The organism is Streptomyces sp. NPDC029169 (assembly GCF_055563935.1).
In genome coordinates this window covers 88,969-113,149 of sequence record NZ_JBVHXA010000011.1, presented here as the reverse complement: position 1 = coordinate 113,149, position 24,181 = coordinate 88,969, and the positions used below count along the sequence as shown (strand labels likewise).

General features: G+C 71.5%; 17 protein-coding genes and 1 riboswitch. Of the genes, 5 read left to right on the top strand and 12 right to left on the bottom strand.

Annotated features, from left to right (window positions below; genetic code table 11):
• Nucleotides 1-10 precede the first annotated feature (10 nt).
• The gene (locus ACZ4VI_RS21430) at nt 11-3,133 is read right to left on the bottom strand and encodes a bifunctional acetate--CoA ligase family protein/GNAT family N-acetyltransferase (protein WP_468001326.1); all 3,123 of its coding nucleotides are present in this window, start codon (nt 3,131-3,133) and stop codon (nt 11-13) included.
• Nucleotides 3,134-3,310: 177 nt separating this feature from the next.
• On the opposite strand from ACZ4VI_RS21430, the gene ACZ4VI_RS21425 reads away from it, so the two are divergent.
• A complete protein-coding gene (locus ACZ4VI_RS21425) occupies nt 3,311-3,592 on the top strand; it encodes an HPr family phosphocarrier protein (protein ID WP_327278946.1) in 282 nt (93 codons plus the stop codon).
• A gap of 137 nt (nt 3,593-3,729) precedes the next feature.
• Here the strand turns inward: ACZ4VI_RS21425 and ACZ4VI_RS21420 are convergent, their stop codons facing one another.
• The 4 genes from ACZ4VI_RS21420 to ACZ4VI_RS21405 form a co-directional block, all read right to left on the bottom strand.
• On the bottom strand, nt 3,730-4,422 hold the full coding sequence (locus ACZ4VI_RS21420) for a GntR family transcriptional regulator (protein ID WP_468001324.1): 693 nt from the start codon (nt 4,420-4,422) through the stop codon (nt 3,730-3,732).
• Between the two features lie 180 nt (nt 4,423-4,602).
• The gene (locus ACZ4VI_RS21415) at nt 4,603-5,385 is read right to left on the bottom strand and encodes a M23 family metallopeptidase (protein ID WP_468001321.1); all 783 of its coding nucleotides are present in this window, start codon (nt 5,383-5,385) and stop codon (nt 4,603-4,605) included.
• 13 nt (nt 5,386-5,398) lie between these two features.
• Nucleotides 5,399-5,564: riboswitch (cyclic di-AMP (ydaO/yuaA leader) on the bottom strand.
• A 196-nt stretch (nt 5,565-5,760) separates the two neighbouring features.
• Nucleotides 5,761-7,128, bottom strand: a complete 1,368-nt coding sequence (locus tag ACZ4VI_RS21410) for a M16 family metallopeptidase (protein ID WP_468001501.1) — start codon at nt 7,126-7,128, stop codon at nt 5,761-5,763.
• Nucleotides 7,129-7,154: 26 nt separating this feature from the next.
• Nucleotides 7,155-8,528: a M16 family metallopeptidase gene (locus ACZ4VI_RS21405; protein WP_468001319.1), complete on the bottom strand. Its 1,374-nt coding sequence runs from the start codon at nt 8,526-8,528 to the stop codon at nt 7,155-7,157.
• Nucleotides 8,529-8,764: 236 nt separating this feature from the next.
• Between ACZ4VI_RS21405 and ACZ4VI_RS21400 the strand changes: the two genes are divergently transcribed.
• Complete coding sequence (locus ACZ4VI_RS21400) at nt 8,765-11,221, top strand: DNA gyrase/topoisomerase IV subunit A (protein WP_468001318.1); 2,457 nt, start codon at nt 8,765-8,767, stop codon at nt 11,219-11,221.
• On the opposite strand, the gene ACZ4VI_RS21395 is transcribed toward ACZ4VI_RS21400, so the two are convergent.
• Nucleotides 11,218-12,276, bottom strand: coding sequence for a CobW family GTP-binding protein (locus ACZ4VI_RS21395; protein WP_468001316.1), 1,059 nt, complete (start codon nt 12,274-12,276; stop codon nt 11,218-11,220). The genes ACZ4VI_RS21400 and ACZ4VI_RS21395 overlap by 4 nt on opposite strands.
• A 424-nt stretch (nt 12,277-12,700) precedes the next feature.
• Here ACZ4VI_RS21395 and ACZ4VI_RS21390 point away from each other — a divergent pair, with 424 nt between their 5' ends.
• Nucleotides 12,701-14,365, top strand: coding sequence for an ATP-binding protein (locus tag ACZ4VI_RS21390; RefSeq protein ID WP_468001314.1), 1,665 nt, complete (start codon nt 12,701-12,703; stop codon nt 14,363-14,365).
• A complete protein-coding gene (locus tag ACZ4VI_RS21385) occupies nt 14,362-15,045 on the top strand; it encodes a DUF7342 family protein (RefSeq protein ID WP_468001312.1) in 684 nt (227 codons plus the stop codon). The genes ACZ4VI_RS21390 and ACZ4VI_RS21385 overlap by 4 nt, the downstream gene beginning before the upstream one ends.
• Before the next feature lie 124 nt (nt 15,046-15,169).
• Here the strand turns inward: ACZ4VI_RS21385 and ACZ4VI_RS21380 are convergent, their stop codons facing one another.
• The 3 genes from ACZ4VI_RS21380 to ACZ4VI_RS21370 form a co-directional block, all read right to left on the bottom strand.
• Nucleotides 15,170-16,768: a solute symporter family protein gene (locus ACZ4VI_RS21380; RefSeq protein ID WP_468001310.1), complete on the bottom strand. Its 1,599-nt coding sequence runs from the start codon at nt 16,766-16,768 to the stop codon at nt 15,170-15,172.
• Nucleotides 16,765-17,277, bottom strand: coding sequence for a DUF485 domain-containing protein (locus ACZ4VI_RS21375; RefSeq protein WP_468001309.1), 513 nt, complete (start codon nt 17,275-17,277; stop codon nt 16,765-16,767). The genes ACZ4VI_RS21380 and ACZ4VI_RS21375 overlap by 4 nt, the downstream gene beginning before the upstream one ends.
• Nucleotides 17,278-17,450: 173 nt before the next feature.
• Nucleotides 17,451-19,568 carry a DNA gyrase/topoisomerase IV subunit B gene (locus tag ACZ4VI_RS21370; protein ID WP_468001307.1) on the bottom strand — a complete coding sequence of 706 codons (2,118 nt, stop codon included), beginning with the start codon at nt 19,566-19,568 and terminating at the stop codon, nt 17,451-17,453.
• A 433-nt stretch (nt 19,569-20,001) separates the two neighbouring features.
• Here ACZ4VI_RS21370 and ACZ4VI_RS21365 point away from each other — a divergent pair, with 433 nt between their 5' ends.
• Nucleotides 20,002-20,232 carry a DUF7455 domain-containing protein gene (locus tag ACZ4VI_RS21365; protein ID WP_137992866.1) on the top strand — a complete coding sequence of 77 codons (231 nt, stop codon included), beginning with the start codon at nt 20,002-20,004 and terminating at the stop codon, nt 20,230-20,232.
• A gap of 102 nt (nt 20,233-20,334) precedes the next feature.
• Here ACZ4VI_RS21365 and ACZ4VI_RS21360 read toward each other — a convergent pair whose 3' ends face one another.
• The 3 genes from ACZ4VI_RS21360 to ACZ4VI_RS21350 all read right to left on the bottom strand — a co-directional run bounded on the left by ACZ4VI_RS21360 (nt 20,335) and on the right by ACZ4VI_RS21350 (nt 24,096).
• A complete protein-coding gene (locus ACZ4VI_RS21360; protein WP_468001305.1) occupies nt 20,335-21,153 on the bottom strand; it encodes a serine protease in 819 nt (272 codons plus the stop codon).
• 132 nt (nt 21,154-21,285) lie between these two features.
• Nucleotides 21,286-22,833: an RNA polymerase sigma factor gene (locus ACZ4VI_RS21355; protein WP_468001303.1), complete on the bottom strand. Its 1,548-nt coding sequence runs from the start codon at nt 22,831-22,833 to the stop codon at nt 21,286-21,288.
• Between the two features lie 375 nt (nt 22,834-23,208).
• Nucleotides 23,209-24,096, bottom strand: a complete 888-nt coding sequence (locus ACZ4VI_RS21350) for a FadR/GntR family transcriptional regulator (protein ID WP_468001301.1) — start codon at nt 24,094-24,096, stop codon at nt 23,209-23,211.
• Nucleotides 24,097-24,181 lie beyond the last annotated feature (85 nt).

Below are 24,181 nucleotides of genomic sequence, written 5' to 3'. Positions count from 1 at the left end.
GGGCCGCTCGTCAATAGGCAGGGAGGCTGCGGGGACCGAGGTCCGTACGGGGCGGGGGCGGGGCGAGACGGACGGTGGCACCGAGCACGGAAAGGCCGTGCGGCGCGACGACGACGGGCTCCAGGGTGATCGCTACGACCTCGGGGTGGTCGTCGACGAGCCGGGAGACGCGGAGCAGCAGCTCCTCGAGGGCGGGGGTGTCGACGGGGGCTGAGCCGCGCCAGCCGAAGAGGAGCGGGGCGGTGCGGATGGAGCGGACGAGCTCGGCGGCGTCACGGTCGGTGGCCGGGACGAGGCGGTGGGACATGTCGCCGAGCAGCTCGGAGGGGGCGCCGGCGAGTCCGAAGGAGAGCACGGCGCCGACGGCCGGGTCGATGGCCGAGCGGACGACGGTGTCGACGCCGCGCGGCACCATGGCCTGGACCACCGGCTGGAGCTCGGCGGGTTTGCCGAGCGCCTCGGTCAATTCGGCGTACGCGGTACGCAGTTGTTCCTCGCCGGCCAGATCGAGCCGTACGCCCCCGAGGTCGGGGCGGTGGCGCAGGTGGGGGGCGGTCGTCTTGAGAGCGACGGGGTATCCGAGCCGGGCGGCGGCGAGAACGGCGGCGTCGGGGGTGGGCGCGGGCAGGGTGGGAAGCACGTCGATCCCGTACCGCCCGAGCAGCTCGCGCGCGGCCTCGGCGTCGAGGGTCACCCCTCTGTCGTCCGCCTCCTCCCCGAGCACCTGCTCGATCTGCGCGGCGGCCCCGCTCTCGTCGATGTCCTCGAACTCGGGCACCCGCCCGGGCTCGGCGGCCTGCCGCCGCCACTGCCCGTACCGCACGGCCTCGGCCAACGCCCTGACGGCCCGCTCGGCGGCGGGATAGGCGGGAATGGCCCCGCGGGGCGGCGCGTCCTCGCCGGACGCACGACCGGAGCCGGAGTCGTCACCCCCCGCGCGGCCCTGCGCGGGACCAGCCGGATCCGGGCCGGGCGCGGCGGCCCCGTCCGCCGTTCCGGCTGACAGGCCGTGCCCGGCCGGCTCGGTCGTGGCACCCGCTGGGAGCGGACCCTCGACCGCCGGGGAAGCGGGCGCCGGTCGCGCGTCGCCGGCCGCGGACGGACCCGCGCCGGTCCAGGTACCCATCGCGGCCGGACCCACGCCCGTCGGGGCCTGGGTCGTGGCCGCATGGCCGGTCGAGGCCTCGGCGCCCACGATGCCCGCACCCACACCCCGCGCGGCCGGCCGCGTGCTCGTCGCCGCCGAGAGGGCTTCCGCCAGGCCGCCCATCTCCACGTGGACGACGACCACCGGCTTCGCGGGCGGCGGGGCGGAGGCGACCGCCTCGCGGAGGTGGGCCGCGAGGACCTCGCCGTCGCCGGACTCGACCGCGCCGTTCTCGCCGACCCAGGGGATCGCGGTCACCACGACCGCGTCGCACGCGTCGTCGGCGAGCGCGGCGGCCAGCGCGGCGCGGAAGTCCGCCGGGCTCGCGCCCGTCGTCAGGTCCAGCGGGCGCAGCGGACGGAGTCCCTCCGTCAGACAGGCGTCGTACGCCAGCAGCCCGAGCGACTCGGAGTTGCCGAGGATCGCCACGCGCGGCCCGGCCGGCAGCGGCTGGCCCGCGAGGAGCAGCCCCGCGTCCACGAGTTCGGTCACCGTGTCGACGCGGATCACTCCGGCCTGCCGGAGCAGCGCGGAGACAGTGGCGTGCGGGATCCGGGTGACCGGCACCCGGTGTCCGGGCGGCGCGCTCCCGCTGTGCCGCGCGCCCTTGACCACCACGACCGGCTTGACCGCCGCCGTGCGCCGGGCGAGCCGGGTGAACTTCCGCGGGTTCCCGATGGACTCCAGGTACAGCAGGACGACGTCCGTCTCGGGGTCGTCGTACCAGTGCTGGAGGAAGTCGTTGCCCGAGACGTCCGCCCGGTTGCCCGCCGAGATGAAGGAGGAGATGCCGGCGCCGTGCCGGTGCAGCCCGGCGAGGAGCGCGATCCCGATCGCGCCGGACTGGGTGAAGAGCCCGATCCGCCCGGCGGCCGGCATCTGCGGCGCGAGCGAGGCGTTCAGCCGGGCGCCCGCCGAGGTGTTGATGATCCCGAACGCGTTGGGCCCGATGATCCGCATCCCGTACGAGCGGGCCTGCCGTACCAGTTCCCGCTGCCGGTCCCGCCCCTCCCCCGCCCCCGTCTCCGCGTAGCCCGCCGAGAGCACGACGAGCCCCCGCACCCCGTGCTCCCCGCAGTCGGCGACGGCCTCCGGCACGCGCTCGGCGGGGACGGCCACGATCGCGAGGTCCACCGGTTCGCCGATGTCCCCGACGGAGCGGAAGGCCGGCACTCCGTCGAGCGTGCCGGTCTCCTCGGGGAGCGCGCGGTTCACCGCGTACGTACGTCCGGTGAACCCGCCCTCCAGGAGGTTGCGCAGGACCGTCCGGCCGACCCCGCCCGGCGTGCGGCCGGCCCCGACGACGGCGACCGAGCCGGGGGTGAGGAGCCGCTGCACCGAGCGCGCCTCCGCTCGCTGCTCCCGGGCGCGCTGCACGGCGAGGGAGCGGTCGGTGGGCTCCAGGTCGAGGTGGAGCCGGACGGAACCGTCCTCGAAGCTCCGCTTCTGGGTGTATCCGGCGTCGGTGAAGACCTTGATCATCTTGGTGTTCGCGGGCAGCACCTCCGCCGCGAACCGCCGGATGTCCCGCTCCCGTGCCACCGCCGCGATGTGTTCGAGCAGCGCGGAGGCCACGCCGCGCCCCTGGTGCGCGTCCTGGACGAGGAAGGCGACCTCGGCCTCGTCGGCGGGCGCGGAGGCGGGCATGCCCCGGTCGTCGATGCGGTCGTACCGGACGGTCGCGATGAACTCGCCGCCGACCGTCGCCGCGAGTCCCACCCGGTCGACGAAGTCGTGATGGGTGAAGCGGTGCACGTCCTTGGCGGAGAGCCGCGGGTACGGCGCGAAGAAGCGGTAGTACTTCGACTCGTCCGAGACCTGCTCGTAGAAGCTGACCAGGCGGTCGGCGTCGTCGGCGGTGATGGGCCTGATGCGCGCGGTGCCGCCGTCCCGCAGGACCACGTCCGCTTCCCAGTGGTCGGGGTAGGCGTGGTCCGGCCGCTCCGGTCGTTCCGGCTGTGACGGCTGTTCCGACGCGCTCTGCATGGGGCAAGAGTACGGCCGGGGACCGACACGGACACCGGTCGCGCGGCGCCTGGTGCACCATGCAAGGGTGGGAAAACCGATCGGCTCTGGCGCAGGGCCGGAGGTCGGCCACGAGCACTCCGCGACCCATGAGAGACTGGTCTAGACAACCGGCTTTGAGACTTGAAGGGCAACACCATGGCTGAGCGCCGCGTCAACGTCGGCTGGGCCGAGGGCCTGCACGCCCGCCCCGCCTCCATCTTCGTCCGTGCCACCACGGCCTCCGGCGTCCCCGTGACGATCGCCAAGGCCGACGGCAACCCGGTGAACGCCGCGTCGATGCTCGCGGTGCTCGGCCTGGGCGCGCAGGGCGGCGAGGAGATCGTGCTCGCTTCGGACGCCGAGGGCGCCGAGGTCGCGCTCGACCGTCTCGCGAAGCTGGTTGCCGAGGGTCTCGAGGAACTGCCCGAGACCGTCTGACCGAATTTCCGGAGAAGCCGCACACGCCGACATGACGGTGGGTGCGGCTTCTTCGTTTCATCCGGCCGATTTCATGGGAATTCCGCGCAGCACAAAGAAGGCCCTCGAATTCCCGCTCTTTGTATACGGTCCGCTCGTTAATTCCGGGCGGTCGCCGTGTTGACGACGTGTTGCGAAACCCTCACACGCCCCCGCTCCCCGCGCTCCGGAAGCTTCAGCCGGTGCAGGACCAGCGAGCGCTCGGCGTGCATCGCGGTCAGGGCGCGGGCCCGTTCGGCGTCGCCCCGCGCCACCGCGTCCACGATCGCCCCGTGTTCCGCCCATGCCTCGACGGGCTGGGCGGGGGCCTCGACCGCGTACATCCAGGCGATCTTGTGCCGTAGCTGAGTGAGCAGGGCGGTGAGCGCCGGGCTGCCCGAGGCCTGCGCCAGCGTCTCGTGGAACCAGCCGCCGAGCGAGCGCAGATCGTCCCCCTGGCCGCGCCTGGCCCTCTCCTGCCCGAGCCTGACCAGGCCGCGCAGCACCTTGAGGTGCGCCTCGGTCCGGCGCTGGGCGGCGCGGGCGGCGCCGAGCGGTTCCAGGAGAGACCGTACGTCCAGGAGGTCCGCCGCCTCCTGCTCGGTGGGCTCGGCGACGTGGGCGCCGGCATGGCGGCGGGTGATCACGAAGCCCTCGGACTCCAGGGTGCGCAGGGCCTCGCGGACCGGGACGCGGGAGACTCCGTAACGGCGGGCGAGCTGCTCCTCGGTCAGCCGGCTGCCGCGCTCGAAGACCCCGGTGACGATGTCGTCCCGGATCGCCGTGCATACCGAGTGCGCGGGAATGCGCATGTTCGACCTCCGCCATGTGATCCGCGCGAAACCGGTTCTCCGGCGACTCTATTGCAGCGGGGCGGCATTTCCGATGGCTCTTCAGGAATCATGGATATCTTTTGGTCAGCGAAAAGCCCCGGCTCAGTACGAGCCGGGGCTTTTCTGACGCGCTTCTGACGCCTTCTGATGCGGTGTCGGTCAGACGTTCACGCCGCGGGCGCGCAGGTACGCGACCGGGTTGATGTCGGAGCCGTACTCGGCGGTGGTGCGGGCCTCGAAGTGGAGGTGCGGGCCGGTCGAGTTGCCGGTCGAGCCCGAGATGCCGATCTGCTGGCCCGGGGTGACGGACTGGCCGACGGAGACACTGATGGCCGAGAGGTGACCGTACTGGGTGTACGTGCCGTCGTTCATCCGGATGACGATGTTGTTGCCGTACGCGCCGCCCCAGCCGGCCTCGACGACGGTGCCGGAGCCGACGGAGACGACCTTGGTGCCGTAGGCGGCGTGGAAGTCGACGCCGGAGTGGCTGCCGGAGGACCAGAGCGAGCCGCCGGCCTTGTAGCCGGTGGAGACGTACGAGCCGGCAACCGGGAGCTGGAAGGAGTTGAGGCGCCTGCGCTCGGCCTCGCGGGCGGCGCGCTCCTTGGCCTCGCGGATCTCCTTGGCGCGGGCCTCGGCCTTCCGCTTCGCCTCCGCCTTGCGCTTCGCCTCCTCCTTGGCACGGGCCTCGGCCTCGGCCGCCTCGCGCTCCTGGGCGGCGGCCTGGGCGTCGATCGTGTCCGCGAGGGAGTCGGCGGCGACGATCTGGGTCAGGCCGGTGTCCTCGAGGGAGGGGGCGTCCGTGTCGACGGCGAGCGCCGGGGAGGCGAGGGTTCCGATGACGCCGGTGGTGGCGAGGGTCGCGACGCCGGCGAGGCCCGCGCTGCGGCGCGCCAGACGGCTCGGACCACGATGCTTCCCGGTGGCACGGGTGAACGCCATGTAGGGGCTGATCCTTTCCTTCCTTCTCGCCTACCGGGTTAGCTGACGGGTTCGGAGCAGGAAGGTCTCCTACGGGCCCCTCCGCACGGATGCGAAGGCGTCCGATTCACCCCAGGGACTTCGTGTGGGTCCCCGGCTCCCCAGGCTCGCGCCTGACGGGGACTCGGCGATGACTGTCCGATGCCGCGGGTGCGGCGGGTGCAACTGGCGAACAGCCGGATCGACGCTAGGCGGATCGTCCGTCAATCACCAAACAGTCACGCCTGTTTGTAAGACTTGCCACAGGTCATACACGCACCGTCCGCAGCATTTCGGACAAACAGCAGGACCCCGACGTATCGCTACGTCGGGGTCCTTCAGTGGTGCGAAACCTCGTCAGCCGGTGACGACGGTCACTTCGCCGATGCCGAGCGCGCGCACGGGCGCCTCGATCTGCGCCGCGTCGCCCACGAGGACGGTGACGAGACGGTCCACGGGGAAGGCGTTGACGACGGCCGCCGTCGCCTCCACCGTGCCGGTCTCGGCCAGCCGCGCGTACAACTGCGCCTGGAAATCGTCCGGGAGGTGCTGCTCGACCTGATCGGCGAGCGTCCCGGCGACCGAGGCGGCGGTCTCGTACTTGAGCGGCGCCACGCCCACCAGGTTCTGCACGGCCACGTCGCGCTCGGCGTCCGTCAGCCCCTCGGCGGCGAGGGTGCGCAGCACCCTCCACAGGTCGTCAAGTGCCGGACCGGTGTTGGGGGTGTCCACGGAACCGCTGATGGCGAGCATCGAGGCGCCGTTGCCCTTGCCGTCGGAGCGGAGCACCTGGCCGAAGGCCCGGACACCGTAGGTGTAGCCCTTCTCCTCGCGCAGAACGCGGTCGAGGCGGGAGGTGAGCGTGCCGCCGAGGCAGTACGTGCCGAGGACCTGGGCCGGCCAGACGCGGTCGTGCCGGTCGGCGCCGACGCGGCCGATCAGCAGCTGGGTCTGGACGGCGCCGGGGCGGTCGACGATGACGACCCGGCCGGTGTCGTCCGCCGTGATCGGCGGGACGGGGCGGGGCTCGGCGGCGTTCCCGGTCCAGGCGCCCAGCGTCTCGGCGAGGACCTTGTCCAGGTCCACGTCGGTCAGGTCGCCGACGACCACGGCGGTGGCCGTCGAGGGGCGGACGTGCGCCTCGTAGAAGGCACGGACGGCCGCGGCGTCGATCGCCTCCACCGTCTCCTCGGTGCCCTGGCGCGGCCGGGACATCCGGGAGTCGGCCGGGAAGAGCTCCTTGGAGAGCTGCTTGGCCGCCCGGCGGGCCGGGTTGGCCGTCTCGTGCGGGATCTCGTCGAGCCGGTTGCGCACCAGGCGCTCGACCTCGGAGTCGAGGAACGCCGGCGCGATCAGGGCCTCGGAGAGCAGCCCGAGCGCCTTGGGCAGCCGGGAGACGGGGACTTCCAGGGAGACCCGTACGCCCGGGTGGTCGGCGTGCGCGTCGAGCGTGGCGCCGCAGCGCTCCAGCTCGGCCGCGAACTCCTCGGCGGTGTGCTGGTCCGTGCCCTCGGAGAGGGCGCGGGCCATGATCGTGGCGACACCGTCGAGCCCCGCGGGCTCGGCGTCCAGCGGGGCGTCGAGGAGGACCTCGACGGCGACGACCTGCTGGCCGGGGCGGTGGCAGCGCAGCACGGTCAGGCCGTTGTCCAGGGCTCCGCGGTCGGGGGCCGGGAAGGCCCACGGCCTGGCGGTGCCCGGCTTCGGCTGCGGGTGGAACGTCATGCTCGTCAAAGACGCGGCAGCGTCGGTCACTGGTCCGCTCCCTCTTCCTCGTCGCTGTCGCTCTGCTCGCCGCTCTGGTCGGCGTCGCTCTGCTCGGTACCGATGGGTTCGTAGACCAGCACCGCGCGGTTGTCCGGGCGCAGCTGGGCAGCGGCGACCGCGCGCACCTCCTCGGCGGTGACGTCCAGGACCCGGTTGACGGCCGTCAGGGCGAGCTGCGGGTCGCCGAACAGGACCGCGTAGCGGCACAGTTCGTCGGCGCGGCCCGCGACCGTGCCGAGCCGGTCCAGCCACTCGCGCTCCAACTGGGCCTGGGCGCGCTCCATCTCCTCGGGCGTCGGACCGTCGGCGGCGAAGCGGGCCAGCTCCTCGTCGACGGCAGCCTCGATCTCGGGCACCTCGACCCCGCCGGAGGTCTTGACGTCCAGCCAGCCGAGCGAGGGCGCGCCGGCCAGGCGCAGCAGGCCGAAGCCGGCGGCGACGGCCGTGCGGTCGCGGCGGACCAGACGGTTGTGGAGCCGGGAGGACTCGCCGCCGCCGAGGACGGTCAGGGCGAGGTCAGCGGCGTCGCACGCGCGCGTGCCGTCGTGCGGGAGCCGGTAGGCGGCCATCAGCGCGCGGGCCGGGACCTCCTCCTCGACGACCTCGCGCAGCTGCTCGCCGATGGTGTCGGGCAGCGTGCCGTCGCGCGGGGGCACCTTGCCCTCGTGGGAGGGGATGGAGCCGAAGTACTTCTCGATCCAGGCCAGGGTCTGCGCCGGGTCGATGTCGCCGACGACCGAGAGCACCGCGTTGTTCGGCGCGTAGTACGTGCGGAAGAAGGTCCGCGCGTCCTCCAGGGTCGCCGCGTCGAGGTCGGCCATGGAGCCGATCGGCGTGTGGTGGTAGGGGTGGCCCTCGGGGTAGGCGAGGGCGGTCAGCTTCTCGAACGCCGTGCCGTAGGGCACGTTGTCGTACCGCTGGCGGCGCTCGTTCTTGACGACGTCCCGCTGGTTCTCCATGGACTCGTCGTCCAGGGCGGCGAGCAGCGAGCCCATGCGGTCCGCCTCCAGCCAGAGCGCGAGCTCCAGCTGGTGCGTGGGCATGGTCTCGAAGTAGTTGGTGCGCTCGAAGCTCGTCGTGCCGTTGAGCGAGCCGCCCGCCCCCTGCACCAGCTCGAAGTGGCCGTTGCCGTGGACCTGCTTGGAGCCCTGGAACATCAGGTGCTCGAAGAGGTGGGCGAGGCCGGTGCGGCCCGCGACCTCGTGACGGGAGCCGACGTCGTACCAGAGGCACACCGCGGCGACCGGGGTCAGGTGGTCCTCGGAGAGCACCACGCGCAGGCCGTTGGCCAGCCGGTGCTCGGTCGCTGTCAGGCCGCCGGAGCCGGCCTCTGCCGTGGCCGTGTGACCCATGGGCATGTACGTCCCTTCGATCGCGATATGGAAAAGTCCTGCCACCCTATGCAAGCGCACCGACACCTGGCGAAGTTCCCGCAGGTTCCCGGCGTCCCTCTTCCGGGTCGCGAGGGCGTCGCGGACGGCTCACGCAGGGCCCAGGCACGGGCCGTGCCCGGGTCGCGGTCGGCGTTGTCGGTGGGACGGTCCACAATGGTCCGCGTCAGATCAACCTTGTTGGTGAAGGAGCCGCAGCCGCGATGGCCCGCCGCAGCACGAAGACACCGCCGCCGGACGACGCGTTCGAGGAGAGGATCCTCGACATCGACGTCGTCGACGAGATGCAGGGCTCCTTCCTCGAGTACGCGTACTCGGTGATCTACTCCCGCGCGCTGCCGGACGCCCGCGACGGCATGAAGCCCGTCCAGCGCCGCATCGTCTACCAGATGAACGAGATGGGCCTGCGCCCCGACCGCGGCTATGTGAAGTGCGCCCGCGTCGTCGGCGAGGTCATGGGCAAGCTGCACCCCCACGGCGACGCGTCGATCTACGACGCGATGGTGCGCATGGCCCAGCCCTTCTCCATGCGGCTCCCGCTGGTCGACGGCCACGGCAACTTCGGTTCGCTCGGCAATGACGACCCGCCGGCCGCCATGCGGTACACCGAGTCCCGGATGGCCGCCGCGGCGCTGATGATGACGGAGTCGATCGACGAGGACACCGTCGACTTCACGCCGAACTACGACGGCCAGGAGCGGGAGCCGGTCGCGCTGCCCGCCGCGTACCCGAACCTGCTGGTCAACGGCGCCTCCGGCATCGCGGTCGGCATGGCGACGAACATGCCCCCGCACAACCTGGGGGAGGTCATCGCGGCCGCCCGCCACCTGATCCGGTACCCGAACGCGGACCTCGACGCGCTGATGCGCTTCGTGCCCGGCCCCGACCTGCCCACCGGCGGCCGGATCGTCGGCCTGTCCGGGATCAAGGACGCGTACGAGAACGGCCGCGGCACGTTCAAGATCCGCGCCACGGCGACGATCGAGACCGTGACGGCCCGCCGCAAGGGCATCGTCGTCACCGAGCTGCCCTTCACGGTCGGCCCGGAGAAGGTCATCTCCAAGATCAAGGACCTGGTCGGCTCCAAGAAGCTCCAGGGCATCGCGGACGTCAAGGACCTCACGGACCGCAGCCACGGTCTGCGCCTGGTCATCGAGGTCAAGAACGGCTTCGTGCCGGAGGCGGTCCTGGAGCAGCTCTACAAGCTGACGCCGATGGAGGAGTCCTTCGGCATCAACAACGTGGCGCTGGTCGACGGCCAGCCGCTCACGCTGGGCCTCAAGGAGCTCCTGGAGGTCTATCTCGACCACCGCTTCGACGTGGTGCGCCGGCGCTCCGAGTTCCGCCGGACCAAGAAGCGCGACCGGCTGCACCTGGTCGAGGGTCTGCTCGTCGCCCTGCTCGACATCGACGAGGTCATCCGCCTCATCCGCTCCAGCGAGAACTCGGCACAGGCCAAGGAGCGCCTGATCGAGCACTTCTCGCTGAGCGAGATCCAGACGCAGTACATCCTGGACACCCCGCTGCGCCGGCTCACCAAGTTCGACCGGATCGAGCTGGAGACCGAGCGCGACCGGCTCAACGGCGAGATCGACGAGCTGACCGGGATCCTGGAGTCCGACAGCGAGCTGCGCAAGCTGGTCTCGGCCGAACTGGCCGCGGTGGCGAAGAAGTTCGGCACCGACCGGCGTACGGTCCTGCTGGAGTCGGCGGGCGCGCCGGTCGCGGCCACGTCCCTGGAGGTCGCGGACGACCCGTGCCGGGTGCTGCTGTCCTCCACGGGCCTGCTGGCCCGGACGGTGACCGAGGCTCTCCCGGCCGCGCACGAGGGCAGGCGGGCCAAGCACGATGTGATCGTCTCGGCGGTCCCGGCGACGCAGCGCGGCGACGTCGGTGTGGTGACCTCGGCGGGACGCCTGCTGCGGCTCGCGGTGATCGACCTGCCGCAGCTGCCGGACACGGCCGCCGCGCCGAACCTGGCGGGCGGGGCACCGCTGGCGGAGTTCCTCACCCTGGAGGACGACGAGACGGTGGTCTGTCTGACCACGCTCGACGAGGCCTCGCCGGGCCTGGCGCTCGGCACGCTGCAGGGTGTCGTGAAGCGCGTGGTGCCGGACTACCCGGCGAACAAGGACGAGCTGGAGGTCATCACCCTCAAGGAGGGTGACCGGGTCGTCGGCGCGACCGAGCTGCGGACGGGCGAGGAGGACCTCGTCTTCATCACCTCCGACGCCCAGCTGCTGCGCTACCAGGCCTCGCAGGTACGGCCCCAGGGCCGCCCGGCGGGCGGTATGGCGGGCATCAAGCTGGCCGAGGGCGCCGAGGTGATCTCGTTCACGGCGGTGGACCCGGCGGCGGACGCCATCGTCTTCACGGTCGCGGGCTCCACGGGCACGCTGGACGACGGGGCCGGTACGTCGGCCAAGCTGACGCCGTTCGACCAGTACCCCCGTAAGGGGCGGGCGACCGGTGGCGTGCGCTGCCAGCGGTTCCTGAAGGGCGAGGACGTGCTGATCCTGGCGTGGGCGGGCGCGACCCCGGCGTACGCCGCGCAGAAGAACGGCACGCCGGTGGAGCTGCCCGAGGCCGACCCGCGCCGTGACGGCTCGGGCACGCCACTGCCGAAGCCGGTCGCGGTCGTGGCGGGCCCGGCGAGCTAGTCGACCAGCTCCGCCGGTTCCGGATCGGTCAGTCGTACGTACCGCAGGACGCCCCACATGCTGTGCTCGTCGGGGGCGTCCTGCGGGCCGTTCACGCGGCAGCCGTCGAGCTCCTTGCGCAGCGCATCGCCGTCGATGCCGGAGCCGATGAGGACGAGCTGGGTGAGCCGTTCCTGGCCGGCCGCCCAGGGCTCGGGGTAGAAGCGCAGGAACCTGCCGACGGCGTGCACGGTGTAGCGGTTGGCGGGGTCGGCGGCACCGAAGTCGACGAATCCCTTGATCCGGTAGAGCCCCTCGGGGCGGGAGTCCAGGAACTCCATGAGCCTGCGCGGGTGCAGCGCGGTGCCGGAGGCCAGGGAGAGGGTCTCGTAGGCGGCGTGCGGGTGGTCGTGCGCGTCGTCGGGGTCTCCGTACAGCAGGTCCTCGATCGACATCTGCCCCTCGATCTCCCCCTCGGGCACGACCCGGTCGAAGAGCAGCTCGGGGTCGATCCGGCCGTGCGCGGCCCGGACCACGGCTGCGGGCCCCGCGAGCCGGGTGACGGCCTCGTGGACGGCGTCCAGCTCCCGCTCCCCGACCCGGTCGGCCTTGTTGACCACGACCAGGTCGGCGAGGGCGAGGTGCCGGTCGGTCTCGGGGTGCCGGGCCCGCGTCTCCGTGAACTCGGCCGCGTCGACGACCTGCACGAGCCCGCCGTACACGATCCGCTCGTTCTCGCTGGCGAGCACCATGCGCACGAGCTCCTGTGGCTCGGCGAGGCCGCTCGCCTCGATGACGATCACGTCGAGGCGCATCTCGGGCCGGGTGAGCACCTCCAGGTACTCGTCCAGTTCGCTCGCGTCGACGGCGCAGCAGAGGCATCCGTTACCGAGCGAGACGGTGGAGCCGACCTGTCCGGCGACGGTCAAGGCGTCGATCCCGATGTCGCCGAAGTCGTTGACCATGACGCCGATCCGAGTGCCCCGGGCGCTCCGCAGCAGGTGGTTGAGCAGCGTCGTCTTGCCCGATCCGAGGAATCCGGAGAGGACGACGACGGGGATCTGCTGGTTGGTCAAGGAAACCCTCCGACGACTCGACACACGCCAAAGCCCCCAGAATATGCAAGCCCCAGGACGACGAGGGACGACACCGCCACCGGCTGCGGCGACACCCGAGCTCCACACCGCGGCCCGGGGGCTGGTACGGGCCCCACGGGCCGGTACTGACGCGAAGCCATCGCCCCCCCGCAGCCGCCGACGGCGCGCCACCGCCCACAAGGGGACCCGCACCTCTGCCCTCTTACCCGCACGGGCGAGCGAAGCGAGATGGGGGTACCCCCAGGCGGAGCTCTGGGGGAGGGTGGGAACCCCCAGCCCGGCCGGAGGCCGGGCGCACCCCAACCGGCCCGCGGCCGATGACACCCCCGCCCCGGCCCCCACGGCGCCCCCGCCGCCCCCATACATTTCCGGTCCGAGCCCCCCGCCCCGTACCGTTCCTGCCATGACCCCTGCACCGACCACCCCCGCGCGGCCCGCGTCGCGCCGTCGGCGGTTCGGCTGGCCGCGGCGGGTCTTCGCCCAGGTCCTCCTCATGCAGCTGGCCATCGCCGCCGGCGTCACGGTGCTGGCCACCGGCCTCTTTCTCGCACCGCTGAGCGACCAGCTCGACGACCAGGCCATGCGGCGCGCCCTCGCCATCGCCGAGACCACCGCCTCCCCGCAGATCGCCGAGGCGCTGCAGGCGTCCGATCCGGCCGCCCACGGGCCCGTGCAGGAGGAGGCCGAGCGGATCCGGCGGAACACCGGCGCCGAGTACGTCGTCGTGATGGACACCCGGGGCGTGCGCTGGTCCCACACCGACCCCGCGCAGATCGGCAGGGTCGTCTCCACGGACCCCAGCGCCGCGCTCGCCGGGCGGGAGGTCATGGAGATCGACAGCGGCACCCTCGGCCGCTCGGCGCGGGGCAAGGCCCCGCTGCGGGACGCGGACGGGACCATCGTCGGCGCGGTGTCCGTCGGCATCGAGTACGACAGCGTCCACGACCGGCTCCTGGGGGCGATCCCCGGGCTCCTCGCGTACGCCGGCGGCGCCCTGGCGGCCGGTGCGCTGGCCGCGTATCTGATCTCCCGCAGGCTCCAGCGGAAGACCCACGACCTGGCGTTCTCCGACATCGCCGCACTGCTCGCCGAGCGCGAGGCCATGCTCCACGGCATCCGCGAGGGCGTCGTCGCCCTCGACCGCGCCGGGCGCATCCGGCTCATGAACGACGAGGCGCAACGACTGCTCGGGATAGGCCCCGAGGCCACCGGAAGCCCGCTGGAGGAGGCGCTCGGCTCCGGGCGCACGGCCGATGTGCTGGCCGGCCGCGTCACGGGCGAGGACCTGGTGACCGTTCGGGGCCACCGCGTGCTGATCGCCAACCGGATGCCGACGGACGACGGCGGTGCCGTCGCCACCCTGCGCGACCGCACCGAGCTGGAGCGGCTCGGCCGCGAGCTCGACTCCACCCGCGGACTGATCGACGCGCTGCGCGCCCAGGACCACGAACACGCCAACCGGCTGCACACCCTCCTGGGCCTGCTCGAACTCGAGATGCACGACGAGGCGGTGGAGTTCGTCACCGAGGTCGTCGGGGTCCACCGGGCCACCGCCGAACAGGTCACCGAGAAGATCCACGACCCGCTGCTCGCCGCGCTCCTGGTCGGCAAGGCCACGGTCGCCGCGGAGCGGGGCGTGTCCCTGCGGATCTCGTCCGACTCGCTGCTCCCCGACCGGCTGGTCGACCCGCGCGAGCTGGTCACCGTCGTCGGCAACCTCGTCGACAACGCCCTGGACGCCGCCGCCGGCACCGCCGACGCACGCGTCGAGGTCGCCCTGCGGGCCGAGGGCCGTACCGCCGTCCTGCGGGTCACCGACAGCGGACCCGGCGTCCCGGACGACCGGCGCGAGCTGATCTTCACCGAGGGCTGGACGACCAAGGAACTGCCGTCCCACGGCAAACGGGGCCTGGGCCTGGCCCTGGTGCGCCGACTCGCCGAACGTCAGGGTGGCAGCGCCCGGGTCGACACGGCCCCGGACGGCGGCGCCGAGTTCACCGTCGTCCTCCCGGAGGCGCTGAACGAGCCGGAGCCGTCGATGAGCGTGGTCGCGGGAGAGCCGGGATGATCGACGTACTGGTCGTGGACGACGACGTACGCGTCGCGCGGATCAACGCGGCCTATGTGACGAAAGTGCCCGGCTTCCGGGTCGTCGCCATGGCCCACTCCACCGCGGAGGCGCTCGCCCGGCTCGACGAGGTCCCGGTCGACCTGATCCTGCTCGACCACTACCTGCCGGACGAGAACGGGCTCGCGGTCGTACGGGAACTGCGTCGGCTCGGCCACCAGACCGACGTGATCATGGTGACCGCGGCGCGCGACGTGGCGACCGTGCAGGCGGCGATGCGCCACGGCGCGCTGCAGTACCTGGTCAAGCCCTTCGCCTTCGCAGGGCTGCGCACGAAGCTGGAGGCGTACGCCGCGCTGCGCCACACCCTGGACGGCGGCGGCGAGGCGGAACAGGCCGAGGTCGACCGCATCTTCGGCGCCCTCTCGGCGGGCTCGGTCGAGCCCGGCCTTCCCAAGGGCCACTCCCCCACCACCGCGGAGCTGGTGCGCCAGGTGCTCCTCGCCGCCGACGGGGCCCTGTCCGCGCAGGAGATCGCCGAGCGGGCGGGGGTCAGCCGGCAGACCGCCCAGCGCTATCTCAAGCTGCTTGAACGGACCGGCCGGGTGCGGCTGACGCTGAAGTACGGCGAGACGGGCCGCCCCGAGCACCGGTACATCTGGGCCAAGGCCACCAGCTGAGCCCTCCCGCGGGCCCGGTGCGGGCTCCCTGCGGGCTGCGTGCGGGCTTCGTACGGGCTTCGTACGGGCTGCGTACGGGCTTCGTACGGGCTTCGTGCGAGCTCCCTGCCGCCTCCCTGTCGCCTCACACCGCCCCGGCGCCGGTCAGCGACCTGACCTCAGTCTCCGCGTGCTTGGCCGCATCCGGCGGCTCGGAGGAGGTGACGGTGCCGATCCAGCCGGCCAGGAATCCGAGCGGGATGGAGACCAGGCCCGGGTTCTGGAGCGGGAACACATGGAAGTCGACGCCCGGGAAGAGCGCGTCGGGGCTGCCGGAGACGACCGGCGAGAGGGCGACGAGCAGCACCGCGGGGACGAGCCCTCCGTACACCGACCACACGGCGCCGCGCGTGGTGAAGTTCCGCCAGAACAGCGAGTACAGCAGGACCGGAAGGTTGGCCGACGCGGCGACCGCGAAGGCGAGGCCGACCAGGAACGCCACGTTGAGATCGCGGGCGAGCAGGCCGAGTCCGATCGCGGCCACGCCGATCCCGGCCGCGGCGATCCGCGCCACCGTCACCTCGCTGTACGGCTTCGCGCGGGCACCCCCGCGGCGCAGCGAGGCGTACAGGTCGTGGGCGACGGAGGCCGAGGAGGCGAGCGTGATGCCGGCGACGACGGCCAGGATGGTCGCGAAGGCGACGGCGGCGACGATCGCGAAGAGCACCGTGCCGCCGGTCGAGCCCGCTCCCCCGCCGAGGTCGAGCGCGAGCAGCGGTACGGCCGTGTTCCCGGCGGCGTTGGAGGCGCGGACGGCGTCGGGGCCGATGATCGCGGCGGCGCCGAAGCCGAGGACGATCGTCATCAGGTAGAAGCCGCCGATGAGGCCGATGGACCAGATGACCGAACGGCGGGCGGCCCGCGCGGTCGGCACGGTGTAGAACCGGGAGAGGATGTGCGGCAGGCCCGCGGTGCCCAGGACGAGCGCGAGACCGAGGCTGATGAAGTCGAGACGCGAGGTCCACTCGCCGCCGTAGCGCAGTCCCGGTGCGAGGAAGTCCCGTCCGTGGCCGCTGCGTTCCGCTGCCGTGGCGAGCAGTTGGTCGAAGTCCCCGTGGAAGCGGAGCAGGACGAGCACGGTGAGGGTGATCGTGCCGGCCATGAGGAGCACGGCCTTGACGATCTGGATCCAGGTGGTGGCCCGCATTCCGCCGAGCGACACATAGATCACCATCAGGGCCCCGACGCCGATCACCGTCCAGGAGCGGGCGGCTTCGCTGGTGCCCCCGAGGAGCAGGGCGACCAGACTGCCGGCCCCCACCATCTGGGCCACCAGATAGAGCACCGAGACCGTGACGGAGGAGGTGCCGGCGGCGATCCGGACAGGGCGCTCCGCCATCCGCGCCGCGACGACGTCGGCGAGCGTGAACCGGCCGCAGTTGCGGACCAGTTCGGCGACCAGGAGGAGGACGACGAGCCAGGCGACGAGGAACCCGACGGAGTACAGCATGCCGTCGTAGCCGAAGAGGGCGATCAGGCCGGAGATCCCGAGGAAGGAGGCGGCGGACATGTAGTCGCCCGCGATGGCGAAACCGTTCTCCAGGGGCGAGAACAGCCTGCCGCCCGCATAGAACTCCTCGGCCGAGCCGTGCCGGTTGCGGCTCACCCAGGTGGTGATCGCGAGGGTCACCGCGATGAAGGCGCTGAACAGCAGCAGCGCGAGCGTCTGGTGGTCGTCGGTCACCGCCGGCCTCCCCGCGCCGTCTCCTGTGCCCGCGTCTCGTCGAACACGGTCCAGCGCAGCTCCAGGGCCGCCCTGTCCCGCCGCAGCCGGGCATGCCGGGCGTACGCCCAGGTCAGCAGGAACGTGCTGAGGAACTGCCCGAGCCCGGCGAGCATCGCCACGTTCACCATCCCGACGACGGGCCGCGCCATCAGTCCGGGCGCCGCCGTCGCCGCCACGACATAGGCGAGGTACCAGAGCAGGAACGCGACGGCCGCCGGGATCACGAACCGCCGGTAGCGGCTGCGTACTTCCTGGAAGGCGGGGCTGCGCTGGACCTCGAGATAGATGTCGGCGGCGCCGTGGACCGGCTGCTGTCGCGGTACCGCTCCGGTCGCCGGCGCGGCGGGCCCGGCCTCGGCGGCCGGTGTCTCCCCGTGGGCCGACTCGCCCCAGCCGGAGGCGAGTGCGTCGTACCAGGGGTCGTCGATCCGCACCGCGGGGGCGCCCGGCCCTTCGTGCTTCTCCACCGGTGAACTCTCCTTGTCAGCGAACCGTTTCGGCCGCGTGCACAAGGATGGACAGAGCGGGAAGATCCAGGACTCTTCTCCCCCTCACTTCACCCCATCAGGTGATGGATTTCCCAGGTGGTGCGACGAGCCCGGGCCGATATGCGTACCGGTCGGCCCGGGCCGGAGGCCGGCTAGGCGTCGATCCGGGAGCGGTCGAGCGTCGCCGCGGAGCTGGTGATGAACTCCTTGCGGGGCGCCACGTCGTTGCCCATGAGCAGATCGAAGATCTGCTCGGCCGACTCCAGGTCGCCGATGTTGATCCGGCGCAGGGTCCGGTGGCGCGGGTCCATCGTGGTCTCCGCCAGCTGGTCGGCGTCCATCTCGCCGAGGCCCTTGTACCGCTGGATGGAGTCCTTGTAGCGGATGCCCTTGCGCTGGTACTCGAGCAGGGTCTGGCGCAGCTCGTTGTCCGAGTACGTGTAGACGTACTTGTCTTGGCCCTTCTTGGGCTGGACGAGCTCGATCCGGTGCAGCGGCGGCACGGCGGCGAAGACCCGGCCGGCCTCGACCATGGGGCGCATGTAGCGCTGGAAGAGGGTCAGCAGCAGGCAGCGGATGTGGGCGCCGTCGACGTCGGCGTCGACGAGGAGCACGATCTTGCCGTAGCGGGCCGCGTCGATGTCGAAGGTCCGGCCCGAGCCGGCTCCTATGACCTGGATGATCGCCCCGCACTCGGCGTTCTTGAGCATGTCCGAGACGGAGGACTTCTGGACGTTGAGGATCTTGCCGCGGATCGGCAGCAGGGCCTGGAACTCGCTGTTCCGGGCGAGCTTGGCTGTGCCGAGCGCGGAGTCTCCCTCGACGATGAAGAGCTCGCTGCGCTCCACGTCGTCGCTGCGGCAGTCGGCGAGCTTGGCTGGCAGCGAGGAGGACTCGAGCGCGGTCTTCCTGCGCTGCGCCTCCTTGTGCTGGCGGGCCGCGATACGGGTCCTGGCGGCCGCCACGGCCTTCTCCAGGACGGCCCGGGCCTGGGCCTTGGCGTCGCGCCTGGTGGACGTGAGGAAGGCCTTCAGCTCCTTGGCGATCACGTTGGCGACGATCCGGCGGGCCGCCGAGGTGCCGAGCACCTCCTTGGTCTGCCCCTCGAACTGCGGCTCGGCGAGCCGGACCGTCACGACGGCGGTGAGCCCCTCCAGGGCGTCGTCCTTGACGATGTCGTCCTCGGCGACGCGCAGCATCTTGGCGGAGCGCAGGACCTCGTTGACCGTCTTGGTGATGGCCTGCTCGAAGCCCGAGACGTGGGTGCCGCCCTTGGGGGTGGCGATGATGTTGACGAAGGACTTGACCGTGGCGTCGTATCCGGTGCCCCAGCGCAGGGCCACGTCGACGCCCAGCTCGCGGGTGACCTCGGTGGGCGTCATGTGCCCGCGGTCGTCGAGGACCGGGACGGTCTCCTTGAAGGTGCCCTGGCCGGTCAGCCGCAGCACGTCGCAGACGGCCTTGTCCTGGGCGAGGAACTCGCAGAACTCGCTGATGCCGCCGTCGAAGCGGAAGGTCTCCTCGCTCTTGCCCACGCCCTCCAGGTCGCGCTCGTCGCGGACCACGATGGTCAGGCCGGGCACCAGGAAGGCGGTCTGGCGGGCTCGCTGGTGCAGGTGCTCCAGGGAGAGCTTGGCGTCCTTGAGGAAGATCTGGCGGTCCGCCCAGTACCGCACGCGGGTGCCGGTGCGGGGCTTGGGGACGCGCTTGCCCTTCCGCAGGCCGTTGCCCGGGTCGAAGGGGCTGTCGGGACCCTGCTCGGTGAAGATGCCGGGGACACCGCGCCGGAAACTGATCGCGTGCGTCGCGCCGTTCCGGTCGACCTCGACGTCGAGCCGGGCCGAGAGCGCGTTCACCACGGAAGCGCCGACGCCGTGCAGACCGCCGGAGGCCGCGTACGAGCCGCCGCCGAACTTTCCGCCCGCGTGCAGCTTGGTCATGACGACCTCGACGCCGGAGAGCCCGGTCTTGGGCTCGACGTCGACCGGGATGCCCCGGCCGTTGTCGCGCACCTCGACGGAGCCGTCGTCGTGGAGGATCACGTCGATGTGGTCGCAGTAGCCCCCGAGGGCCTCGTCGACCGAGTTGTCGATGATCTCCCAGAGGCAGTGCATCAGGCCGCGGCTGTCGGTGGACCCGATGTACATACCGGGGCGCTTGCGGACCGCTTCGAGCCCTTCGAGTACGAGCAGGTGCCGCGCGGTGTAGTTGGAAGCGTCACGGTCTGCGGTCAGCAGCGCACTGGACGGCACGGACGTTTCGGCGGTCACGCGGTTCGCTCCTCGCTGAATTTGAAAACTGGCCCGGTGGGGTAAGGCCCGGCGTCGGTCACCGGTCAGAGGGTACCGATGCCTGGTAGAGGCGTTGTCACGCCACCCTCCTGATTTCTCATGCTAGTGCAGAGTCGTATGGGTGTTCGATCCCTCGAAGGGGTGACGTGAACATCACGTTCCCTTCCGGGCATGAACCATTTAGGCTCCGGGCACGTCCTCATGAACAACCGGCAACCCAGCCGGGAGGACGAAACCGAGACAAGCAATGCGAAATCCGTAGAGCGACGCAATACGGCTCATTCGCCGCCAACCGGCAGCAGACAGCCACCTCGGGAAGAAGTTTCGAGGAAAAGCCACGAGCGGGAACGTTTTCGGCCTGGTTGGATGTTGACCCTGGTACGACAGCTCGTCGAGCTAGAGAAGAGGCGACGTGACTACTGTTCTGACCCCCGCGAGCCCCCTGACGGCCGCTGACCGCTGCGACCGCTGCGGCGCCCAGGCGTACCTGCGCGTCGTCCTGACCAGCGGCGGTGACTTGCTCTTCTGCGCCCACCACGGCCGCAAGTTCGAGCCGGAACTCAAGAAGATCGCCGCGGAAATACAGGATGAGACGGACCGGCTCACCGACGTGCCGGCCAAGGCAGTAGACGAGGACCGCTGACGCCTCGCATTCACGACGAGCCAAGGGCCGGTCGCTGACCGGACGACGGGCGGCCACCCCCGCTTCAAGGGGGTGGCCGCCCGTTCTCGCGCCCGCGAGGGCTCAGAAGTCAGTCGGCAGAACCGTCGAGACGCGGGTGTAGACGCCCGGATGCTCGGCCTGCCCGCAGCCGCTGCCCCAGGACACCAGACCGATGAGCCGTCCCCCGGCCACCAGCGGCCCCCCGCTGTCCCCCTGGCACGCGTCCCTGCCTCCCTGCGGATCGCCCGCGCACAGCATCGTGTCGGCGCGGTACGCAGCTCCGAGACCGACCGGGTAGGCCCGCTCGCACGCGGCGTCGGACAGCACCTGGACGCGCGCCGCATGCAGGGCGGAGGCGTAGGTCCCGTTGCCTGTGGTGTCCCCCCATCCGTACACGTCCGCCGCCGTCCCCGGCGTCTCGGTCGCGTCTCCGGGGCGGGCCGGTTCGATCACGTACGACTGCGGCAGCGGGCTCGCCAGCGTCAGTACGGCCAGATCGTTGGTGCTGGCCGCCGGGTCGTACGCCGGACTGATCCAGGTGCCGGAGACGCGGATCTCCTGTCCGCCCTGGCCACGCAGGGCGCTCCGCCCCGCGATGACCTTGAAGTCGGGCACCTCCCAGGGCTCGCCGCCCAGGACCTCTCTGCCCACGCAGTGGGCCGCGGTCAGCACGCGGGTGGGGGCCACCACCACTCCCCCGCAGAACTGGCCGGCACGCGTACCCCCGAACCGGTCACGGCTGGAGAGCGCCACGGCCCAGGGAGCGTCCGCGATCCTGGCCGGCTGCCCGCCCACGACGACACTGTCGGCGGCCGCGGGAGCGGCGGCGGCGAACGGACCGGCCGCCGCGGAGATCAGGCCCAGGGCGGTGGTGACTGCTCGGACGATGGGGCGACGCATAGAGCCTCCTGACTCTCCGAAGATGTCGGTTCACCCAGCGTCGTCCAGGGGGACCGGCCGTGCACCCGCGCAAGGCCGAAGGGCCCGGTCCCCTTTCGGGGAACCGGGCCCTTCGGCTCGTACGACCGCGGACTAGTCGAGGTAGTCGCGCAGCACCTGCGAACGGGACGGGTGGCGCAGCTTCGACATCGTCTTCGACTCGATCTGGCGGATGCGCTCGCGCGTCACTCCGTAGACCTTGCCGATCTCGTCCAGCGTCTTCGGCTGGCCGTCGGTGAGGCCGAAGCGCATGGAGACCACGCCCGCCTCACGCTCGGAGAGCGTGTCGAGGACGGAGTGCAGCTGCTCCTGGAGGAGCGTGAAGCTGACCGCGTCGGCCGGGACGACCGCCTCGGAGTCCTCGATCAGGTCGCCGAACTCGCTGTCGCCGTCCTCACCGAGCGGGGTGTGGAGGGAGATCGGCTCGCGACCGTACTTCTGGACCTCGATGACCTTCTCCGGGGTCATGTCGAGTTCCTTGGCCAGCTCCTCCGGGGTGGGCTCGCGGCCCAGGTCCTGGAGCATCTGGCGCTGGACGCGCGCGAGCTTGTTGATGACCTCGACCATGTGCACCGGGATACGGATGGTGCGGGCCTGGTCGGCCATGGCGCGGGTGATCGCCTGCCGGATCCACCAGGTGGCGTACGTGGAGAACTTGTAGCCCTTGGTGTAGTCGAACTTCTCGACGGCGCGGATCAGACCCAGGTTGCCCTCCTGGATCAGGTCCAGGAAGAGCATGCCGCGGCCGGTGTAGCGCTTGGCCAGCGAGACCACCAGTCGGAGGTTGGCCTCCAGGAGGTGGTTCTTGGCGCGGCGGCCGTCCTCGGCGATGATCTCCAGCTCGCGCTTGAGCTTGGGCGCCAGCTTGTCGGAGTTGGCCAGCTTGTCCTCGGCGAACAGACCGGCCTCGATGCGCTTGGCGAGCTCGACCTCCTGCTCGGCGTTGAGCAGCGGGACCTTGCCGATCTGCTTCAGGTAGTCCTTGACCGGGTCGGCGGTGGCACCGGCGACGGCGACCTGCTGCGCCGGAGCGTCGTCCTCGTCCTCGTCGGACAGGACGAAGCCCTTGTTCTCGCCCTCGGCCTCTTCGTCCTCGCCCTTGCCGGGCGCGACGTCCTCGAGGAGCTCCTCGCCCTCGATGGCTTCGTCGGCGTCCTTCTTGGCGGCGGTCTTCTTCGCCACCGTCTTCTTGGCGGCGGTCTTCTTGGCCACCGTCTTCTTGGCGGCAGTCTTCTTCGCGGCCGCCTTCTTGGCCGGCGCTCCGGCCTCGTCGGCCGGGTCCACGGTCTCTTCCGCCGGGGCCGCCGTGGCGGCCGAGACGGTCTTCGTCACGGTCGTCTTGGCGGTGACGGTCTTGGTGGCGGTGCGCTTGGCCGGGCTCTTCGCTGCGACGCTCTTGCGGGCGCGCTTCGGCGACTCCGCTGCACTGACCATCAGCGTCACACCCTCTTCCTCGAGGATCTGGTTGAGGCTGCGCAGAACATTCTTCCACTGGGTTGGCGGAATCTGGTCAGCCTCGAAGGCCCGACGCACGTCATCGCCGGCGATCTGCCCATCAGCCTTTCCCCGCTCGATGAGCGCCATCACAGACTCGGACTCGGCGATCTCCGGCGGGAGCGTACGGGATGTGCTGGCCGACACGAACAACCTCTCGGAACGATGGTAAACGGCTTCCGGCCCCGCCCGGGATCGGGCCGGAGCCGACGACCGTCGACGGGGAATGTGCCGACGGCGCGGGCTGGACCGGGGAACTGCACAGCGCCTGACACGGCTGCTGTATTCCTTCCTCGGCTGTCACCTCTTAGGTCATCGCACGACTTCGAGGAGTGTTACGCCCAATCCGCGTGGCCCGAGTCACACCTCATGTACGACTAATCGGTCATAACGGGCGTTCGTCGCACATTCGAGCCGCCGGAGCCGCTGCGGCGCCGGGGACACGTCATGATCCCCGGGTTCCGCGCGGCTCCGGCGACACGTGATGCGTACACCTCCGCGCGCCCGGCCACGGCCCGCGGGTCAGTGCTCGCGCGGAGCGGGCACGACGCGCTCCACCTCCGGATGGGCCGTGAGCAACTGGCGCATGGCCGCCTCGGCCCCCTGGGCGTCGCCGGCCGCGAGGCAGTCGACGATGCGCGCGTGGTGCGTGAGGCAGGACTCGCCCGGGCGGTCACAGCCGGTGACCGGACCGCCGGAGACCTGCAGCGCGGCGGCGACGATGCCGGAGAGGTGCTCCAGCATGCGGTTGCCGGCGAGCTGGATCAGCAGGGAGTGGAACTCGACGTCGGCCCGGGAGAAGGTGATCCCGTCACCCTGGGCATAGGCGTGGCCCATGATCTCGACCATGTCGGAGAGTCGCTGCTGGACGTCCTCGCGGCCGTGACCTGCGGCCAGGCGGGCGGCGAGGGGCTCGATCGTCCAGCGCAGCTCGTTGAGCTCACGGCGCTGGTCATCGCGCTGGGGGCCGAACGCGCGCCACTCGATGATGTCCGGGTCCAGCAGGTTCCAGTCGCTGACCGGCCTGACCCGGGTGCCGACGTTGGGGCGGGCGCTGACCAGGCCCTTGGCCTCCAGCACGCGCAGCGACTCGCGCACGACGGTGCGGGAGACCTCGAAGCGCTGGCCGATCTCCTCCGGGACGAGCGGACGGTCGGCTCCGAGGTCACCGGAGACGATCATCTGGCCGAGCTGCTGGACGAGCTGGCCGTGCAGTCCGCGGCCCCGGCTGCCGGCGGTGCGTCGACCGACCCGGCCGAGGTCCGTCTCCACCCCTTCCCAGGAGGGCGGACCCACGCGCTCGGCGACGGGCGCCTCCGCGTACGGGTATCGATCGAGATCGCCCGGGGCGCCGAGGCCGGAGTCGACGGGGCGGGCGGCGGTCATCATGGTGTGCGCAAGGGTACTCACGCATCCTTTGTCGGCGTGGCCCCCGTGGCCCTTGAGGTCTTTGGTGAAAAGCACACGAAAGGGTGATCGGCACCCCCTACACAAT

Coding starts and splice junctions, on each gene's coding strand:
- ACZ4VI_RS21430 (WP_468001326.1), bottom strand. CDS start 3,133: ATGCAGAGCGCGTCGGAACAGCCGTCACAGCCGGAACGACCGGAGCGG.
- ACZ4VI_RS21425 (WP_327278946.1), top strand. CDS start 3,311: ATGGCTGAGCGCCGCGTCAACGTCGGCTGGGCCGAGGGCCTGCACGCC.
- ACZ4VI_RS21420 (WP_468001324.1), bottom strand. CDS start 4,422: ATGCGCATTCCCGCGCACTCGGTATGCACGGCGATCCGGGACGACATC.
- ACZ4VI_RS21415 (WP_468001321.1), bottom strand. CDS start 5,385: ATGGCGTTCACCCGTGCCACCGGGAAGCATCGTGGTCCGAGCCGTCTG.
- ACZ4VI_RS21410 (WP_468001501.1), bottom strand. CDS start 7,128: ATGACGTTCCACCCGCAGCCGAAGCCGGGCACCGCCAGGCCGTGGGCC.
- ACZ4VI_RS21405 (WP_468001319.1), bottom strand. CDS start 8,528: ATGCCCATGGGTCACACGGCCACGGCAGAGGCCGGCTCCGGCGGCCTG.
- ACZ4VI_RS21400 (WP_468001318.1), top strand. CDS start 8,765: ATGGCCCGCCGCAGCACGAAGACACCGCCGCCGGACGACGCGTTCGAG.
- ACZ4VI_RS21390 (WP_468001314.1), top strand. CDS start 12,701: ATGACCCCTGCACCGACCACCCCCGCGCGGCCCGCGTCGCGCCGTCGG.
- ACZ4VI_RS21385 (WP_468001312.1), top strand. CDS start 14,362: ATGATCGACGTACTGGTCGTGGACGACGACGTACGCGTCGCGCGGATC.
- ACZ4VI_RS21360 (WP_468001305.1), bottom strand. CDS start 21,153: ATGCGTCGCCCCATCGTCCGAGCAGTCACCACCGCCCTGGGCCTGATC.